This is a genomic window from Saccharomonospora sp., assembly GCF_027317685.1.
Classification (GTDB): Bacteria; Actinomycetota; Actinomycetes; order Mycobacteriales; family Pseudonocardiaceae; genus Saccharomonospora.
Window position 1 is genome coordinate 1 of sequence record NZ_DAHVQP010000013.1, and the last position, 18,380, is coordinate 18,380.

General features: G+C 68.5%; 15 protein-coding genes. 5 read left to right on the forward strand and 10 right to left on the reverse strand.

Annotated elements, in window-relative coordinates; translation table 11 throughout:
• A partial coding sequence (gene rpmB / locus M7H19_RS00955) for a 50S ribosomal protein L28 (RefSeq protein WP_277068951.1) occupies positions 1 to 120 on the reverse strand: 120 nt, incomplete at its 3' end.
• 149 nt (positions 121 to 269) lie between these two features.
• Between rpmB and M7H19_RS00960 the strand changes: the two genes are divergently transcribed.
• The 5 genes from M7H19_RS00960 to M7H19_RS00980 all read left to right on the forward strand — a co-directional run bounded on the left by M7H19_RS00960 (position 270) and on the right by M7H19_RS00980 (position 9,966).
• A complete protein-coding gene (locus M7H19_RS00960; protein ID WP_298175873.1) occupies positions 270 to 1,868 on the forward strand; it encodes a DAK2 domain-containing protein in 1,599 nt (532 codons plus the stop codon).
• Position 1,869: 1 nt separating this feature from the next.
• Complete coding sequence (recG, locus tag M7H19_RS00965; RefSeq protein ID WP_298175875.1) at positions 1,870 to 4,038, forward strand: ATP-dependent DNA helicase RecG; 2,169 nt, start codon at positions 1,870 to 1,872, stop codon at positions 4,036 to 4,038.
• A gap of 247 nt (positions 4,039 to 4,285) precedes the next feature.
• Positions 4,286 to 7,669, forward strand: a complete 3,384-nt coding sequence (locus M7H19_RS00970) for a pyruvate carboxylase (protein WP_298175877.1) — start codon at positions 4,286 to 4,288, stop codon at positions 7,667 to 7,669.
• 86 nt (positions 7,670 to 7,755) lie between these two features.
• Positions 7,756 to 8,577, forward strand: a complete 822-nt coding sequence (locus tag M7H19_RS00975) for an arginase family protein (protein WP_298175879.1) — start codon at positions 7,756 to 7,758, stop codon at positions 8,575 to 8,577.
• Positions 8,578 to 8,736: 159 nt separating this feature from the next.
• Complete coding sequence (locus tag M7H19_RS00980) at positions 8,737 to 9,966, forward strand: helix-turn-helix domain-containing protein (RefSeq protein ID WP_298175880.1); 1,230 nt, start codon at positions 8,737 to 8,739, stop codon at positions 9,964 to 9,966.
• Positions 9,967 to 10,009: 43 nt separating this feature from the next.
• Here M7H19_RS00980 and M7H19_RS00985 read toward each other — a convergent pair whose 3' ends face one another.
• From M7H19_RS00985 to M7H19_RS01025, 9 genes are read right to left on the reverse strand one after another with little or no spacing between them, the layout of a single operon-like run.
• Entirely contained in the window at positions 10,010 to 10,507 is a 498-nt protein-coding gene (locus tag M7H19_RS00985; protein ID WP_298175882.1) for a hypothetical protein, read from the reverse strand.
• A complete protein-coding gene (locus M7H19_RS00990) occupies positions 10,504 to 11,031 on the reverse strand; it encodes a hypothetical protein (protein ID WP_363321323.1) in 528 nt (175 codons plus the stop codon). The genes M7H19_RS00985 and M7H19_RS00990 overlap by 4 nt, the downstream gene beginning before the upstream one ends.
• On the reverse strand, positions 11,016 to 12,200 hold the full coding sequence (locus tag M7H19_RS00995; protein WP_298175884.1) for an MlaD family protein: 1,185 nt from the start codon (positions 12,198 to 12,200) through the stop codon (positions 11,016 to 11,018). The genes M7H19_RS00990 and M7H19_RS00995 overlap by 16 nt, the downstream gene beginning before the upstream one ends.
• Positions 12,200 to 13,276, reverse strand: coding sequence for an MCE family protein (locus M7H19_RS01000; protein ID WP_298175886.1), 1,077 nt, complete (start codon positions 13,274 to 13,276; stop codon positions 12,200 to 12,202). The genes M7H19_RS00995 and M7H19_RS01000 overlap by 1 nt, the downstream gene beginning before the upstream one ends.
• Complete coding sequence (locus M7H19_RS01005; RefSeq protein ID WP_298175888.1) at positions 13,273 to 14,271, reverse strand: MCE family protein; 999 nt, start codon at positions 14,269 to 14,271, stop codon at positions 13,273 to 13,275. The genes M7H19_RS01000 and M7H19_RS01005 overlap by 4 nt, the downstream gene beginning before the upstream one ends.
• Positions 14,272 to 14,277: 6 nt before the next feature.
• Positions 14,278 to 15,258 carry an MCE family protein gene (locus M7H19_RS01010; protein ID WP_298175889.1) on the reverse strand — a complete coding sequence of 327 codons (981 nt, stop codon included), beginning with the start codon at positions 15,256 to 15,258 and terminating at the stop codon, positions 14,278 to 14,280.
• Positions 15,255 to 16,265 carry an MCE family protein gene (locus M7H19_RS01015; RefSeq protein WP_298175891.1) on the reverse strand — a complete coding sequence of 337 codons (1,011 nt, stop codon included), beginning with the start codon at positions 16,263 to 16,265 and terminating at the stop codon, positions 15,255 to 15,257. Before M7H19_RS01015 ends, M7H19_RS01010 begins: the two co-directional genes overlap by 4 nt.
• On the reverse strand, positions 16,262 to 17,539 hold the full coding sequence (locus tag M7H19_RS01020; RefSeq protein ID WP_298175893.1) for an MCE family protein: 1,278 nt from the start codon (positions 17,537 to 17,539) through the stop codon (positions 16,262 to 16,264). Before M7H19_RS01020 ends, M7H19_RS01015 begins: the two co-directional genes overlap by 4 nt.
• Positions 17,536 to 18,378 (reverse strand): ABC transporter permease, encoded by an 843-nt coding sequence (locus M7H19_RS01025; RefSeq protein WP_298175897.1) that lies wholly within the window; start codon positions 18,376 to 18,378, stop codon positions 17,536 to 17,538. The genes M7H19_RS01020 and M7H19_RS01025 overlap by 4 nt, the downstream gene beginning before the upstream one ends.
• Positions 18,379 to 18,380: the final 2 nt, after the last annotated feature.

Genomic DNA, 18,380 nt, shown 5'->3' on the forward strand with positions numbered 1-18,380 from the left:
GACCCTGGCGTGCACGGTCTGGATGTTCGGGTTCCACCGGCGGTTGGTGCGCCGGTGAGAGTGTGAGACCGACTTGCCGAAGCCCGGCCCCTTGCCACAGACGTCGCACACGGCAGCCACGTCGAACACTCCTCGAAAAGAATCGGTAAACGAACCACCCGGCGGCACCGGGCAACTCGAATAGCGTAACTGGTGCGCTCTCCGCCGCCTCAGCGGGGTCGCTACCCTCGCCTGCGGATGCCTCGATACCGGCTATGGAGGATACGCGGGTGCGGGCCTTGGACGCGGAGGCGATACGGGACTGGGTCGACGCCTGTGTGCGCGAGCTGCGCGCGTTACGGGCCGAGATCGACGAGATCAACGTCTATCCCGTGGCCGATTCCGACACCGGCTCCAACCTGTTGCACACGGTGACCGCCGCGCGGAACGCGCTGGCGGAGGCCGCTCCGCCGGACGCCGGTACGGCCCTGACCGTCCTGGCCGACGCCGCGGTACGGGCGGCGAAGGGCAACTCCGGGATCATCCTGTCGCAGGTGCTGCGGGGGATGGCGCGCTCGGCCGGAACCACACGGGAACTGGACGGCCCGGCGTTGGCGGACGCGTTGCGCGCTGCCGACACCACGGCGACGACCGCCGTGGCGCGGCCCGTGGCGGGCACGATGCTCAGCGTGCTGCACGCCGTGACGACCGCGCTCGACGAACTCGTGGCCGACCCGGACCCCGGCGACGTCGCCACACTGGCCGCCAAGGTCGCCGCCGACGCGCTGGCGCAGACCCCGCACCAACTTGCTCCTCTCGCCGTGGCGGGAGTGGTGGACGCGGGCGGGCGCGGACTGCTCGCCGTCCTCGACGCACTCGTGGAGGTCCTGACCGGAACGCGGACCCGAACGCCCGTGGACGTCGTCGAGACGGTTCCCACCGACCCCGCCCCCCAGGTGTGGGAAGTCATGTACCTACTCACCGTGTCGGACGAGAACCGGGCGGAAGACCTGTCCGGACTGCGCCGGGAGCTGTCGGCGTTGGGGGACAGCGTGACGGTGGCGGAGGCGGGCGAGTCCGAATACGCAGTCCACGTGCATTGCGCCGACATCGGCGCGGCACTGGAGGTGGGGATCGACCACGGCAGGCCCCATCACGTGCGGGTCGAACCGTTGCTCACCCCGAAACCCACCGACACGGCCGCCACGGGCGCTGACCGCGCCGTGGTGGCGGTGGTACACGGTGACGCGCTGGCTCGGCTCATCGACGGCGAGGGCACATCGGTGCTCGCCGTGGACGCGGACCGGGAACCGACCACCGAGGAACTCCTGACCCTGATAGGCGGGGCGGCCGCCACACACATCACCGTCCTCCCCGGGGGTGTCCGGCTGACCGCCGCCGCCGAACGCGTCACCAACCATCCGATGTTGGCCGGACGGGACGTCGTCGTGGTGCCGTGCGCCTCGCCGGTACAGGTGCTGGCCGCACTCGCGGTCCACGACCCGGACCGCAGGGCCGGCGCCGACGTGGTGGCTATGGCCGAGGCCGCGGCGGCCACCCGAAGAGGTGAACTCACGGTCGCGGCCGAGGACGCCATCACGTGGGTCGGCCGGGCCGCCGCGGGGGACGTGGTGGGATTCATCGACGGCGAGGTGGTGCTGATCGAGCCGAGGGAAACGGCCGGTCGAGTGGAACGCGCGGCGATCGGGGTGCTCGACCGCATGCTCGCGGTGGGCGGCGAACTGGTCACCGTGCTCGTGGGAGACGACGCGCCCGAAGGCATCGCCGACGTCCTGGCCGAACACGTGCGCGCTGAACGGCCGGATGTCGAACTGGTGTGCTATTCCGGTGGACAGACCGATGCGATGCTGTTGATGGGTGTGGAGTGACATGGCCGGGTTGGGTGACGGGCTCACGGGTGTGGTGGGCGCGAGGACGGCGAAAGCGCTGGCCGCCTCGCTCGGCCTGCACACCGTCGGAGACCTGCTACGGCACTATCCGCGCCGCTACGCGCGCAGAGGCGAGCTCACCGACATCGCGGGCCTGGAGATCGGCGAGCACGTCACCGTATTGGCGCGCGTGGAACACGTCACGAAGAAACCCATGCGGTCCCGTAGGGGCTCGATCCTGGAAGCCACCATCACCGACGGCCAGCGCAGACTGACATGCGCGTTCTTCGGCAACCAGACATGGCGGGAACGGGAATTGCGGCCGGGCCGGACGGGATTGTTCGCGGGCAAGGTCACGATGTTCCGCCGCACCCTCCAGCTGGCCAACCCCGAGTACGAACTGATCGACACGGGCTCGGCCGACCCCGCCGACGGGTTGTCGACCGTGGACGACTTCCTGTCGCAGATCATCCCGGTGTACCCGGCCGCCCAGGGGCTGCCGTCGTGGCGCATCGCCAAGGCCGTGAGTCAGACACTGGAGTTGCTCGACGAGGAACCGGACCCGCTCCCCGAGTGGTTGCGCCTCGAACACCACCTGCCCACGCTGTTCGAGGCGTTGCACGGCATTCACCGCCCACGCAGCGACGCCGACCTCCAGGCCGCCCGCACCCGCCTCAAGTGGGACGAGGCACTGGCGGTGCAGCTGGTGTTCGCGCGGCGACGACACACCACCGGCGCCCGACCCGCGCCCGCTTGCCCGCCACGGCAGGGCGGTATCGCGGAGGCGTTCGACGCGCGACTGCCCTTCCGACTCACCGAGGGGCAGCGTGAGATCGGAGAAGCCATCAGCGCCGACCTGGCCGGGGAACACCCGATGAACCGCCTGCTGCAGGGCGAGGTCGGCAGCGGCAAGACCGTCGTCGCGCTACGCGCGATGTTGCAGGTGGTGGACGCGGGCAGGCAGGCGGCCCTGCTCGCCCCGACCGAGGTGCTGGCCGCCCAACACGCGCGGTCGTTGCGGGAACTCCTCGGTGACCTGGCGAAAGCGGGAGAACTGGGCGCTTCGGAAGTGGCGACCCGGGTCACGTTGCTCACCGGCTCCCTACCCGCACGGGAACGCAAACAGGCGTTACTCGACACGGCCAGCGGTGCGGCGGGGATCGTGGTCGGCACCCACGCGCTGCTCGGGGAACACGTCTCGTTCGCCGACCTGGCGTTCGTGGTGATCGACGAACAGCACCGCTTCGGTGTCGAACAACGCGACGCCCTGCGCTCGCGAGGAGCCGAGAACACCAACCCACACGTGTTGGTGATGACCGCGACCCCTATCCCCAGAACCGTCGCGATGACCGTCTACGGCGACCTGGAGACCTCCTCGCTGCGACAGCTGCCGTCGGGCCGATCGCCGATCTCCACCACCGTGGTACCCGCGGCGGAGAAACCGGCCTGGTTGGAGCGGGCCTGGGAACGACTGCGGGAGGAGGTCGCCAAGGGACACCAGGCGTACGTCGTGTGCCCACGCATCGGCGACGAACCGCCGTCGGACAAGACCGAACGCCCCCCGATCGCGGTACTGGATCTCGCGCCCGAGCTGGAGAACGGTGCGCTCGCCGGGCTGCGGATCGGAGTGCTGCACGGTCGACTGCCCGGGGACGAGAAGGACGCGGTGATGCGTGCTTTCGCCGCGGGCGAACTCGACGTGCTGGTGGCGACGACCGTCGTCGAGGTCGGTGTCAACGTCCCCAACGCCACCATCATGATCATCATGGATGCCGATCGGTTCGGAGTCAGCCAGCTGCACCAGTTGCGCGGCCGGGTCGGCCGAGGCGACGTGCCCGGCCTGTGCCTGCTCGTCACCGAGGCCGTCGACGGCACGTCCACCCGAGCGCGGTTGGCGGCCGTCGAGTCCACCACCGACGGTTTCGAACTGTCGAAACTCGACCTGGAACTGCGCAGGGAGGGCGACATCCTCGGATCCGCGCAGTCGGGTAAACGTTCGGGGCTGAAGCTGTTGTCGCTGTTGCGGGACGAAGAGCTGATCGCCACGTCACGGCGAGTGGCGCAGCGGATCGTGGACGCCGACCCCGAGCTCGTCGAGCACCCGGGACTCGCCAAACTGGCGGCCGACACGATCGACGACGAGCGTGCCGAGTATCTCGAGAAGAGCTGAGCGCCGTGTCCGCAGGTTGTGCAGCTGTGTCCGCACTTCCCGTAGTCGTGTCCGCAGGTGGCGTAGTTGTTCCTACGCCACACCTCGCGGACACGACGCCGTGGGCTGCGGACACGACGCCGTGGGCTGCGGACTGTCCCACATACCGGGCGCATGAGCCCCGTCACGGTAGGGTGACCTCCCGCTGGGCGGGAAACCCGGGGTAACGTGCCTTTCGCGACCGATCCGAAAACAGGAAGGACCGGGCATGTTCCGCAAGGTACTCGTCGCCAACCGGGGTGAGATCGCGATCCGCGCGTTCCGCGCAGCCTACGAGCTGGGCGTCGGAACCGTCGCGGTGTTCCCCCACGAGGACCGAAACTCACTGCATCGGCTGAAAGCCGACGAGGCGTACGAGATCGGCGAGTCGGGACATCCGGTGAGGGCCTATCTGTCGGTCGACGAGATCGTGAGCGCCGCGAGGATGGCGGGCGCCGACGCGATCTATCCGGGTTACGGCTTCCTTTCCGAGAACCCGGACCTGGCCCGGGCGTGCGCCGAAGCCGGGATCGCGTTCATCGGGCCGAGTGCCGAGGTGCTGGAGCTGACCGGCAACAAGGCACGCGCGGTGAATGCGGCGAGGCAGGCCGGTGTTCCCGTGCTCGGTTCCTCGGAGCCCTCGTCTGATGTGGACACATTGGTCGAGGCGGCCGAGGAGTTGGGCTTCCCGGTGTTCGTGAAGGCCGTCGCCGGTGGTGGGGGCCGCGGTATGAGGCTGGTGCAGGACCGGGCCTCGTTACGTGAGTCGATCGAGGCGGCGGCGCGCGAGGCTGAGTCGGCTTTCGGTGACCCGACCGTGTTCCTGGAGAAGGCGGTCGTCCAGCCTCGCCACATCGAGGTACAGATCCTCAGCGACGGTACCGGCGACGAGAACGGTGTCATCCATCTGTACGAACGGGACTGTTCGGTACAGCGGCGGCACCAGAAGGTGGTCGAACTCGCTCCGGCCCCCAATCTCGATCCCGAGCTGAGGGAACGCATCTGTGCCGACGCGGTGCGGTTCGCCCGGCAAATCGGCTACCGTAACGCGGGCACGGTGGAGTTCCTCGTGGACCGCGACGGCAACCACGTGTTCATCGAGATGAACCCGCGCATCCAGGTGGAGCACACGGTGACTGAGGAAGTCACCGATGTGGACCTGGTGCAGGCACAGATGCGCATCGCCGCGGGGGAGACCCTGGCCGATCTCGGGTTGTCGCAGGAGGCTGTGTACCTGCGCGGCGCGGCGTTGCAGTGCCGCATTACCACCGAGGACCCCGCCAACGGGTTTCGTCCCGACACCGGCATGATCAGCGCATATCGGTCGCCCGGTGGTTCGGGGATCCGGCTCGACGGTGGTACGGCGTTCGCGGGCGCGGAGGTCAGCGCGCACTTCGATTCCATGCTCGTGAAGCTCACCTGCCGGGGCCGTACGTTCGCCGCGGCCGTGGACAAGGCGCAGCGCGCGGTGGCCGAGTTCCGCATTCGAGGGGTGGCCACCAACATCCCGTTCTTGCAGGCCGTGCTCGACGACCCCGATTTCCGTGAGGGGCGGGTCACCACGGCGTTCATCGAAGAGCGGCCGCATCTGTTGACGGCCCGGCGTTCCGCCGACCGTGGCACCAGGTTGCTGACCTATCTCGCGGATGTGACCGTCAACAAACCCAACGGTGAGCGGCCCCGCCTGATCGATCCTGAGAAGAAGCTGCCGAAGGTGCCGGAGGGCGACCCACCTTTCGGGTCGAAGCAGAAGCTGGAGGAGCTCGGTCCCGAGGGCTTCGCGCGGTGGATGCGGTCGTCGCCGACTCTCGGGGTCACCGACACGACGTTCCGGGACGCCCACCAGTCGCTGCTCGCCACCCGGGTGCGCACCAAGGACCTGCTGACCGTGGCGCCGGTCGTGGCGAGGACCACGCCGGAACTGCTGTCGGTGGAGTGCTGGGGCGGCGCCACCTACGACGTCGCGCTGCGGTTCCTCGCCGAGGACCCGTGGGAGCGCTTGGAGGCACTGCGTAAGGCCATGCCGAACATCTGTCTGCAGATGTTGCTGCGGGGCCGTAACACCGTGGGGTACACGCCGTACCCCACGGAGGTGACCGAGGCGTTCGTGGAGGAGGCGACCGCCACCGGCATCGACATCTTCCGCATCTTCGACGCGCTCAACGACGTCGAGCAGATGCGCCCGGCCATCGACGCGGTGCGGGCAACGGGGAAGGCCGTGGCCGAGGTGGCGTTGTGCTACACCTCCGACCTGCTGGATCCCGACGAGAAGATCTACACGCTCGACTACTACCTCAAGCTCGCCGAGCAGATCGTCGGCGCGGGGGCGCACGTCCTCGCGATCAAGGACATGGCCGGGCTGTTGCGGGCGCCCGCGGCGGCCAAGCTCGTGGGAGCGTTGCGCAAGGAGTTCGACCTGCCGGTGCATGTCCACACGCACGACACGGCGGGTGGGCAGCTGGCGACCTATCTCGCCGCCATCGGCGCGGGTGCCGACGCCGTGGACGGGGCCGTGGCGTCGATGGCGGGTACCACGTCACAGCCGTCGCTGTCTGCTCTCGTGGCCGCCACGGATCACTCCGATCGGCCCACCGGGCTGAGCCTGCAGGCCGTCGGCGACCTGGAGCCGTACTGGGAGACCGTGCGCAAGATCTACGCGCCGTTCGAAGCCGGGCTGGCTTCGCCCACCGGCCGGGTCTACCACCACGAGATCCCCGGTGGGCAGTTGTCGAACCTGCGTACCCAGGCCGTCGCGCTGGGGCTGGGTGACCGGTTCGAGGAGATCGAGGCGATGTACGCCGCGGCCGACCGCATTCTCGGCCGGCTTGTGAAGGTCACACCGTCGTCCAAGGTGGTCGGTGACCTCGCCCTGCATCTGGTGGGCGCGGGGGTGTCTCCGGAGGAGTTCGAAGCCGAGCCCGGCAAGTACGACATCCCCGATTCGGTGATCGGCTTCCTGCGGGGTGAGCTGGGTGACCCGCCCGGTGGCTGGCCCGAGCCGTTCCGCAGCAAGGCGTTGCAGGGTCGTGCGGAGTCGCGGCCGACCGTGGAGCTGTCCGCCGAGGACCGCCGGGAGCTGGAGAACGATCGGCGCGCGACGTTGAACCGGTTGCTGTTCCCGGGGCCGACGGAGGAGTTCGAGGCACACCGCCACGACTACGGCGACACGAGTGTGTTGCCGAGCAAGGACTTCTTCTACGGGCTGCGTCCGGGCGAGGAGTACGCCGTCGACCTCGAACCCGGGGTTCGGTTGCTGATCGAGTTGGAGGCGATCGGGGAGGCCGACGAGCGCGGCATCCGTATCGTCATGGCGACTCTCAACGGGCAACTTCGGCCCATCCAGGTACGGGACCGTTCGGTGGCCGTCGACCTGCCCGCGAAGGAGAAGGCGGACAAGGACAACCCGAAACACGTCGCCGCGCCGTTCGCGGGTGTGGTGACGGCGGCGGTGTCGGAAGGCGACTCGGTCGAGGCGGGGGACACCGTGGCCACCATCGAGGCGATGAAGATGGAGGCCGCCATCACCGCTTCGACGAGTGGCACGGTGTCGCGACTGGCGATCAACTCGGTGCAGCAGGTGGAGGGTGGCGACCTGCTGATAGTGCTGGAGTAGTACCGGCTTTTTCCGGCGGCATCGCCGACGCTGTCGATGTCGCCGAGGTCGCCCGATTCCGCTGTGGTGCCCGTAGGGTGAGTGCCATGCGAGTGCATGCGGTACCGCAGTGGCAGGGCGCGGGTTGGGACGGAGCGTCGTCCCGGCTGACCACCGGATGCGAGGTGTTGGCCTCGCTCACCGAGGAGGTACTCGACACGCCCGTTTCGCGGGTGCCCGTCGGCCGAGAGGGCTCGCCCGTCGAACGTGGGATGGCTAACCGGGCCGCGTTGCTCGACAACCGTGGCGCACAGTTGACGGTGTTGGAGAACCCCGAGGGCCCGGTACTCACGCTCGGCGGGGACTGTGCCGTCGACCTCGTGCCGGTCGGTGTGGCCCGGTACCGGTACGGGCCCGGACTCGGTGTGCTCTGGTTCGACGCGCACGCCGACGCCAACACCCCCGACACGTCGCCGTCCGGCGCGTTTCACGGCATGGTGCTGCGGTCGTTGCTGGGGCAGGGCGACCCCGATTTCGTGGCCGATCCCGCCGTGGAGCCGGGCAAAGCCGTCCTCGTGGGCGCCCGGGTCTTCGATCCCGCCGAGCGGGCCGCTCTCGACGATGGCCTGTTGCGGCACGTGCCCGCGTCGGCCACCCCGGACGACGTGGTGAACGCGTTGCGCGCGGCGAACGTGAGCACGGTGTACGTGCACGTCGACGTGGACGTACTCGACCCCGGCGAGTTCTCCGGCCCCCACTACCACGAACCCGGTGGTCTCGGTATCGATCGGCTCGTCGCTTGTCTCGACGCCCTCGCCGAATTCGACGTCGTCGGAGCCTCCCTCACCGAGTGCACGGCCCAAGACCGGGCGGAGGTCACGCCGTTGATCCCCGTGGTGCAGGCACTGCACCGTCGGTTGGAGCCGTAACCGGACGGAATTGTCACAGCCGCACAACAGGGACGGCGGGATTTCGTCATATCGGACGCGGCCGCCCCGAACCGTCGGTTTCCGGTGATACCTTTTCTGGTCTGCTGAACTGATCGTGGCAGTGCGTCCCTCAACGGTGCGGGAAGGGAGCTTGTCAGCGTGGCAGGACGATCAGCGTATGGTGCCGCCGACTCAGTCGTGCTTTCGGGGCAACTCGCCGAGATCATGCGGCCCGAACTGGAGAGCGTGGCCGACGAGATCGTCACCGAGATCCGTGCCGTGATCCCCGAGTACCGCAGACCGCTCGACGGCCCCTACGGAAAGTCCATCAGAGCCGGTGTGCAGCACGCGGTGTCGTTGTTCCTCGCCCAGATCGCCGATCCGAGTGCGTCCAAACAGCACGCACACGAAGTGCACCGAAGACTCGGACAGTACGAGATGCGGGAGGGCCGCAGTCTCGACACGCTGCAGGCCGCCTATCGCGTGGGGGCACGGGTGGCGTGGCGGCGGATCATGGAGGTCGGTCGGCGCAGCGGGTTCTCGTCGGCGGTGATGTCGCACCTGGCCGACGCGATCCTCGGGTTCATGGACGAGTTGGCGTCGGTGGCGCTCGACGGTTTCCTGGAGGCTAAAGCGAGTTCCGCCGACGCCCTCGACACGTGGCGGCGACGGCTGCTGCAGCTGATCCTGGAACGTCCCGCCGTGGCACCCGAGGCGATCGACGAGCTCGCACAGCTCGTCGGGTGGGCGATGCCGAAGAAGGCGACGCCGGTCGCCGTGCGCCCGCTGCATCGACTCAGTCCCGCGCATCGACTTCCGCTCGACGCGGATGTGTTGGCCGAGCTGACCGGGGTCGAACCGCGGCTGCTCCTGCCCGGACCGATGACCCGAGAACGCATCGCCTCGCTCGAACAGGCGTTGCCACGGTGCCGGTTGGCTGTGGGGCCGTGTGTGCCGTTGGACGGGGTGGCCGATTCGTTGCGGTGGGCGCGTAAGGCGTTGGCGTTGGTGGACGAGGGCGTGTTGCCGCCACGTCGGGTCGTGTGGGCCCAGGAGTGCCTGCCCGTATTGCTGTTGCACTCGGACGAGGCGCTGACCACCCAGCTGCGGCGGCGTCTGCTCGCGGCGTTCGACGGGTTCACGCCGCGTCAGCGTGAACGCATGTTGGAGACCTTGCGGGCGTGGATCGACGCGCAGGGGAACGTGGTGGACATGGCCGAGCGGTTGGAAGTGCATCCGCAGACTGTGCGGTACCGGATGCGGCAGTTGGAATCGACGTTCGGTGACCGACTGCGCGATCCGGACGCCCGATTCGAGTTGGAACTGGCGTTGCGCACCATGCCGATGTCGACGGTGTCTCCGGCATTGCCGAGGCAACGTCGGCCGTGAAGCGTGCGAACGGCTACGCAGGCTGCGGACACGGTGGGCGGCGTCAGGTTTGGGCCAGGTCGGTCACCAGCCAGCGGCCGTCGTGACGTTCCACCGTCACCAGGAGTTGGGCCGCGGCGTGCGTCGGTTCACCGCCGCTTCGGGTCGCGGTCTGGTCGGCGAACACGAGTACCCGTGCGTGCTCTTCCGTCAACGACAGCACCGCAGTGTCCACCACCCGCGTGGTGACGGTGAGCCGCTGCTCCGGAGCGTTCGCGCTCACTTGGGTGAACAGTCGCCGATACTCCTCTCGCGCGTTTCTCCGCAGCAGGTCCTCGGCGGAGCGGACGGTGGCTTCCACATCGTCGAAGCGGTACGTCAGCACCTTGTTCACCGACCGCGTGACAGCCGAACGCACTTCCAGCGTGGCATCGACGTCGACGTGGGTGAGATCGAGCGCCGAGGCCGAGGTCCGCGCTTCGTGCGCCCACAGGGTGCCCGCCGCCCCGAAACCGGTGAGTAGGGAAGTGACGACCAGAAACGTCAGGAGACGGCGGTTCACGACGCACCACCGGTGGGAATCGGTTCGAACGACGCGACCTTCCAGCCGTCGTCGGTATGCCGCAGTTGCGCGCGGTACCGGTTGCGTGCGAACACCGGGTCGGCGCTCTCGCGTGCGGTGGTGACCTCCACGGAGGCCAGCAGGGTGGCGGTGCCGGCCTCGGCGTTGAACTCGCTGAGTCCGGCCGTCAGCACCGTTCCGGTCGCCACGGTGCCGGCCTGTTCCACGGCGCTGAGTGTCGCCGGTTCGGTGTCCTCCAGTTCGGAGCGCAGCGGCCCCGTGGCGACGTCCAGCCACCGACGCAGACCGCCCTCGACATCTTCGTGGTCCATTGTGGTCAGCTCGGCTACGTGTTGGCGGCCTGCCCGCAGGGCTTCGTCGCGGGCCTTCGCCGTGTCCAGGTCCTCGTCACCGGCGGCCGAGATCCAGGCCAGCACACCCCGGACCGCGAACATCGCGGCGATGACGACGACGGCGACGGCGGCGCCGGTGAGCACGCGCCGCCAGCTCATTCGTCGAGCCACAGCATGTCCTCCAGCGACTCGCGAGTGTGGTCGTCGTCGGCGAGCACACCCGGTGGTACCGCCGGTGGCAGTCCGCCTTCCGGCACGTGCTGAGAACCCCGCACGGCGCGTGGGTCCCCGTAGGGCACGGTGCACTCGGCGTCGGTGTTGAACGGCGCGTCGCCGCTGTCCTCACCGGCGCGGTGTGGCGTGCCTTCGTAGCCGCTCAGGCATGGCACCGGGTCGAAGAACGTGAGCGCGACCGAGAACTCGTCGCCGTCGAGCGCGGCGGACGTGGCCGCGGTCGCCTTCGGCAGCATGACGAACAGGTGCTCCACGCCGTCGACCCGGTCGGAGAACAGCTCGGACGTGGTCACCAGGTTCGCGATGAGTGCCGAGAGTCCGGGGTCGGTGTCGGCCAGCAGCCCACTGAGCTGTGTGGCGGCCCCGGGTGTGCGGGCGATGAGTTCGCGTAGATCCCCGTCGGCGTCGGCGAGCTCGCGGGCGAAGAGCTTGGCGTTGTCGGCGAACGAGCGCCAGGCCTCGGCCGATTCCGCCTGGGTGCGCAGCACAGTCGCACCGTCTTGGATGAGGGCGGAGGTCTGTGGCAGGTATTCGGTGGCGGTGTGGGTGAACTCGCGTGAGGAGTCGAGCAATACCTGCAGGTCGTCGCCGGTGCCCTGGAACGCGGTGTACAGCTCGTCCACCACGGTTCGCAGGGACTCGGTGGGCACGGATTCGGTGAACGCGCTGAGGTTGCCCAGCAGGGTGTGCACGGGGAGAGGGAGCGCGGTGGACTCGCGTGGAATCACCGAGCCGTCTTCCAAGTGGGGGCCTTGGCCGGTGCGGGGTTGGAGGTCCACGTACTGTTCGCCGACGGCCGACCGGTTGGCGACCACGGCTCGGGAATCGGCGGGGATCGCGGGAGCGTCCTCGTCGAGGATCAGGACGGCTTCCATGCCGTCGTCGGTGAGGCGGAGTTCGTCGACCTCGCCCACGGCCACGCCTCGGTAGGTGACCTCGCTCCCGGAGAACAGGCCGCCCCCGTCGGCGAGTTGCAGGCGGACGACGAAGCCGTCCTGGCCGAGGAGACGGCCGAGCCCGGCGTAACTAGCGCCGACGAACGCGGTGGCGATGAGTGCCACGACCACGAACGCGACGATTTGCTTCTTGACCCGACGGGTGAGCATCAGCGGTCACCTCCGTCGACTGCGGACTCGGCCGGGGTGGCGGTGGTGGGCAGCGGCAGCATGGGGATCGGTGCGGTGTAGCCGTCGGCGGGGACGATCTCGACGAGGGTGTTGAGGTAGTCGCCCTTGATGCCGTCGAGTACGGCGTCGGTGAACGGGAACGAGGCCAGGATCTCCAGGGACCGGGGCAGGGACTGTCCCGCGTCGGCGAGGCCGTCGAGGGTGGGGGCGAGCGCTTCGAGGTCGGCCACCAGGTCGTCCCTCGTCTTGTCGATCACGTCCACGGCGACGTCGGAGAGTTCGTCGAGCGACTTCAGCATGGTCACCAGTTGCTCGCGCTGGTCTCGAAGTTCCGCCAGTCCCGGGGTCAGGTCGTTGAGAGCGCCTTTGATGGCGTCCTCGCGTTCGGCGAGGGTGGCAGACAGCCGGTCGAGGCCGTCGAGCGCGGCGGTGATGTCGTGGCGGTGGGAGTCGAGATCGGACACCAGGTGGTCGATGTGGGACAGGAACTCCTTGATCTCGGTCTCGTTGCCGGCCAGCGCCTCGTTCAGTTCCCGGTTGATGGTGCGCAGTTGGGCGATGCCGCCGCCGTTGAGCAGTAGTGACAACGCGCCGAAGACCTCTTCGACCTCGACGTGCCGGTTGGTGCGGGAGGCGGGGATGAGCGTGCCGTCCGTCAGGGGTGCTCTGGGTTCGTCCCCGTGGTGTCGGGGTGCCTCGAGTTCGACGAACTTCTCGCCGAGCAGGCTGGACTGGCGGACGTTGGCCAGTGTGTCGGCGGGCAGCTCGATGCCGCCGTTGACGAGCAGCACGACCTCGGCCCGCCAGTCGTCGGTGTCGGCGAGTTCGATGGACTCCACCCTGCCCACGGCGACGTCGTTGACCTTCACCGCCGCGTGTGGCACGAGGTCCAGCACGTCGTCGAAGTGCGCGGTGACGCGGTAGGGGTCGTCGCCGAGGTCGGCGCCGCCCGGCAGGGGGAGGTCGTGAACCCCGTCGAACTCCGTGGCGCAGCCGGAGGCCAGCAGGCACACCACCACGGTTCCGGCCGCGATCGTGCGGGAAAGTCGGTTCACCGGCCACCTCCCGACGCGGAGACCAGGGGCAGGTATTCCAGCGGTGTGATGCGTCCCTGAAGGGTGCCGCTCGCCGGGTCGTAGGCGTTGTAGGCGTTCTCGGCGGCGATGGGAGCGACGTCGAGCGCCTCGGCCAGTGAGGCGCGCCGGTCCACCACCAGCCGGGTGGTCTCGGCCAGTTTGTCTACGTTGGACTTCAATGCCGCGCGGTTGTCCGCGACGAACGACTGGACGTCGGCCAGTGCGTTGCCGAGGGTGGCCAGGGCCGCGGACAGTTCCTCGCGGTCGGCGGCGAGGGTGTCGGAGACGTTGGCGAGCTGTTCGGTGGCCTCGCGTACCTGCGTGTCGTTGCCCGCCAGCATCCTGGTGAACGTCGACAACGAGTCGATGGCGGCGAACAGGTCGTCGTCGGAATCGGCCAGTGTGCGGGCCAGGTCACCGAAGTTACGCACGCTTTCGGAAAACGACTCGCCGGTGCCGTCGAGCACGTCGGACCCGGTGTCGAGCAGGTCGGACAGGGCACCGTCGGCGTTGGCGCCTTCGGGTCCGAGCGCGGTGGCGAGGTCGTCGAGACTGCGGTACAGCTCGTCGAGTTCCACGGCGACGGCGGTGCGGGCGCGGGGGATCACGGTGTCGTCCGCGAGCCGGGGACCGCCGTGGGCCAGGTCGGACAGTTGCACGTACCGGTCGGCCACCACGCTCGGCGACACGATCAGTGCGCGGGTGTCGGCGGCCACGGGTGCGTCGCCGTCCACGGTCATGGTCACGCGCACCCGGTCGCTTTCGGGGGACACCGACTCGACCTCACCGACGGCGACGCCGAGCACTTTCACGTCCGAGCCTGGGTAGACGCCGACGGTGCGGCTGAAGTAGGCCGTCACCGTCTTGTCCCCGTGGTCGGTGAACACCCACCACAGGGCGCCTGCCGTGGCCACGGCGGCCACGGCCAGCACCGTGGTGAGTCTGGTCAGTGTCCACCGGAATCGGGTCGTCACCGGATGTCACCTCCGTTCCGGGGCTTTGCAGGGATGGCGGTTGTCGGCGACCAGCCCGCACACGTACACGTCGAGCCAGCGGCCGCTGCCCACGGCGTTGTTGACGACCCGGAAGTACGGTCCGGCGAGTTCGAGAGTGCGGTCGAGTTCGTCGTGGTGCTGCCGCAGGATGTTGGTCACCGTGTCGAGTTCGGAGAGTGTGGGCGCGAGTTGTTCGGTGTTGTCGGCGACCAGTCCGGAGATCTGTTCGGCCAGGTCCTGCGCTCCGACGAGCAGGTCGTGGATGGCTTCGCGCCGGTGGTCGAGTTCGGTGAGCAGCAGGTTGCCGTCGTCGATGAGGCGGTCGAACTCGTCGCTGGAGTCGGCGAGGGTGTCGGCGACGGTGTGCGCGCTGGCGAGGAGGTCGGCGAGTTCCTCGTCGCGGGAGGCGATGGTCTGTGACAGCGAGGTCAGGCCGTCTAAGGCGCTGCGTACGTGTTCCTCGGCGCCGTCGAAGGTGTCGCCGAGGGTGCGGAAGCTCTCGGCGAGTTGTTCGGTGTCGATGGAACCCGCCGTGGTGGCGAGTTGTTCGAACGCGGTGGTGACGTCGTACGGCGTGGTGGTGCGGCCGAGCGGAATGGGGTCGTCGGGGTCCTGCACCGCGTCGCCCATGGGGTGCAGGGACAGGTATTTCTGCCCCAGCAAGGTTTTGATCTTGATCTCGGCCGATGTCCTGTTGCCGATCCAGGCGTCGGAGACACGGAACGACACGAGCACCCGGTCCTCGGCGAGCTCCACATCGGTGACCTCACCGACCTTGATGCCGGCCACCCGCACCTCGTTGGCCGGTGCGAGCCCGGCCGCCTCGGCGAACTCGGCCTGATAGGTGGTGCCGCCGCCGATGAGGGGCAGGTTCTCGTAGTTGACCGTCGCCATGGTCACTCCCGCGAGCAGGACGGTGCCCACCACACCGAGTACCAAAGGGTTGCGTTTCCGAAAGGACGTCATCGGTTACACCTCGCCGGGAGGGCTCCGTCGTTGATGTTCGTCGGCGGGTCGGTCAGCAGGATGCCGTCGCACAGGTAGACGTTCAAAAACGATCCGTACGAGGCCGTGCGCCCCAGTGCGGTGAACTTCTCCGGGGTCGTGACGAGGAACCGTTCCAGGTCGTCGGAGCCGGACACGAGGTTCGTCGACACGTCCCGCAACCCGGCGATGCTCTCCCGCAACGGCTCACGTGCCTGTTCGAACAGACCGGCCGTGGCCGTGGTGAGGGCGGCCATGCCCTCGATGGACTCGCCGATGGCCTCGCGGTCCCCTGCCAGGCCCGACACCAGTTCCTGCAGTGTCGAGACGAGGCCGGACAGCGCGTCGCCCTCGTTGTTGATGGTGTCGAGCACCGAGTTCAGGTTCGTGATGACCTCGCCGATCACCCGGTCGCGGTCGGCGAGAGTCTCGGTGAGCGATCCCGTGTGGCGCAACAGGCTTTCCACGGTGCCGCTTTCCCCTTGCAGTACCTGGATGATCTCGCCCGAGAGCTGATTGACCTCACCGGGGTCCAGGGCCGAGAACAGGGGTTGGAAGCCGTGGAACAGCTCGGTCAGGTCCAGTGCGGGCCGGGTGCGTTCCAGCGGGATCTCCGCACCCGGCCGGAGATGGTCGGAGCTCGGCGGGTCGCCGCGTTCCAGGGCGATGTAGCGCTGGCCGAGCATGTTGCGGTACCGGATGGTGGCGGTCACGTCGGCGGGCAGTCGGCGAGTCGCGTCCACCGAGAAGCGCACCAGGGCGATGTGCTGGTCGATGATCTCCAACTCGTCCACCTGTCCCACCCGCACACCGGCGATGCGCACGTCGTCACCGGTGTTGAGCGACGTGACATCGGTGAATCTGGCGCTGTAGCCGACACGTTCGTTCACGCCGACGTTCGAGATGGACACGGCCAGCAACACCATCGCCACGGTGGTGACGAGCACGAACGTCAAGCCCTTGAGCAGTGGTCCGGCGATCTTCCTCATCGCAGTGTCACCTCCGTGCCGCGGTAGACGGGTCCGAGGAGGACGCTGCTCCAGTCGGGGACCTCGTCGGCGGCGACACCCAGGTCCGCGGCGAGCAGTGTGGACAGCAACTGTCGTTCCTGCGGCGAGTTGGGCAGACCGAGGTCGGCGCCGGCTCCCGGAACAGCGGGGCCCGTCGCGTCCCGGGCGGGAGCGGGTGGTGTGTCGTCTCGCGGTGCGATGCCGCTGGGGTAGCAGCGAGGACCGGTGTCGGCGTGGGGGCGCGGATCGTCCGCGCCGGGCACGTACTTGCCGCGCGGCGAGGTGGTGACGGTGCCGTTCATCCGCAGGGCCGGGGTGTCGGTGCCCTTGCCGAGGACCGCGTCCATGGCGGGCTTGAGTTCGTCGAGGGCCTTAAGAGTGCAGCCGAATCCGGGGGAGTAGCGCGCGGCGGCCTCCAACGGTGCTCGGCTCTCGGCCGACAGCCGGATGAGGTTGTCGGCATTGGCGCGCAGGAATCCGGTGAGGTCGGTGGCGGTGACGGTCACCTGCGCGTACAGGCCTCGCAATTGGGTGCTGCGCTCCTCCACAGTCCCGAGCGTGATGCCCGCGTCGGTCAACGCGTCGAGGATGTCGGGGGAGATGTCGCCGTACAGCTGCGCCACCTCGCCGAGGTCGCGGATGTTCTCGTGCAGCTCGGGCAGGTTGGGGTTGAACTCCTCGAGGTAGTTCGCCGCGGTTACGAGGGTGTCGCCTATCTGCTCGCCACGGCCGTCCAGTGCTGTGGCCACCGCGCTGAGGGTGCTGGCGAGTTTCTGCGGCTGCACGGATTTGAGTACGGGCAGCAGTTCGTCGAACACGCGCTCCAGTTCGATGGCGTTGCTTGAGCGGTCCTGGGTGATGACATCGCCGTCGGACAGGGGAGCCGCGCCGGATCCGTCCGGAACGGACAGCTGCACGTAGCGTTCTCCGAACAGGGTCTTCGGAACGAGCAGGGCCGTGACGTCCTTCGGCAGTCGTGACACGGTGTCCGGGTCGAGCGCGAGGTCGATCTCCGCGCCGTCGGGCACGGCCCTGATCGCCCGGACCTCACCGACCAGTACGCCCCTGGCCTTGACATCGGAGTTCTCCCGTAGCTGGTTGCCCACGTGGTCGGTGCGCAACGTGACCGACACCGAGTCGGTGAACTCCTTGTTGTAGACGCGGACGGACAGGTCCACCAGCAACACGAGCACGAGACAGAAAGCCACACCCGCGAGGCGGACCCCGAGTTTGCGCAGTCGTGTGTTCCTCATCCGGCCACCCGCACGGTTGTCGTGGCGCCCCAGATGGCGAGGCTGGCGAAGAAGTCGAGCAGAGCCACGGCGACGATGGCGGTGCGCACGGCACGGCCCACCGCCACGCCGACGCCCGCGGGTCCTCCACTGGCCCGGAAGCCGTAGTAGCAGTGCGTCAGCACCACCACGACGCTGAACAGCAGCACCTTGCCGAACGACCAGAGTACGTCCTCCGGTGGGAGGAACAGCTCGAAGTAGTGGTCGTAGGTGCCCGCGGATTGGCCGTAGAACCAGATGGTGATCTGTCGCGAGGCGACGTAGGAAGTGAGCAGTCCCACGGCGTACAACGGGATGATCGCGCAGAAGCCCGCGATGATGCGGGTGGTGACGAGGTAGGGCACGCTCGGTACGCCCATGACCTCCAAGGCGTCGATCTCCTCGGAGATCCGCATGGAGCCCAGTTGGGCCGTGAATCCACAGCCGACGGTGGCGGACAACGCGAGTCCCGCCACCAGTGGGGCGATCTCGCGGGTGTTGAAGTACGCGGAGATGAACCCGGCGAACGCCGCCGTGCCCACCTGGTCCAGGGCCGTGTAGCCCTGTAGGCCCACGACCACGCCGGTGAACATCGTCATGCCGACCATCACGCCGACCGTGCCGCCGATCACGGCGAGCGCGCCGCTGCCGAAACTCACCTCGGCGAGCAGTCGCGTGATCTCACGTGGATAGCGCGCCAGCGCGCGGGGAATCCAGGCCAACGCGCGCAGGCTGAACAGGATCGACTCACCGAGCGTGTCCAAGAAAGACAGTCTTCGGTCGAGGGCGTGGACGGCGCGTTGCCGGACGGGGGTGGTCACGA

Bases quoted from the DNA above. Each gene is read 5' to 3' on its own strand.
- recG (WP_298175875.1), top strand. From the start codon at position 1,870: ATGGCCGGGTTGGGTGACGGGCTCACGGGTGTGGTGGGCGCGAGGACG.
- M7H19_RS00970 (WP_298175877.1), top strand. From the start codon at position 4,286: ATGTTCCGCAAGGTACTCGTCGCCAACCGGGGTGAGATCGCGATCCGC.
- M7H19_RS00975 (WP_298175879.1), top strand. From the start codon at position 7,756: ATGCGAGTGCATGCGGTACCGCAGTGGCAGGGCGCGGGTTGGGACGGA.
- M7H19_RS00995 (WP_298175884.1), bottom strand. From the start codon at position 12,200: ATGCTCACCCGTCGGGTCAAGAAGCAAATCGTCGCGTTCGTGGTCGTG.
- M7H19_RS01010 (WP_298175889.1), bottom strand. From the start codon at position 15,258: ATGACGTCCTTTCGGAAACGCAACCCTTTGGTACTCGGTGTGGTGGGC.
- M7H19_RS01015 (WP_298175891.1), bottom strand. From the start codon at position 16,265: ATGAGGAAGATCGCCGGACCACTGCTCAAGGGCTTGACGTTCGTGCTC.
- M7H19_RS01020 (WP_298175893.1), bottom strand. From the start codon at position 17,539: ATGAGGAACACACGACTGCGCAAACTCGGGGTCCGCCTCGCGGGTGTG.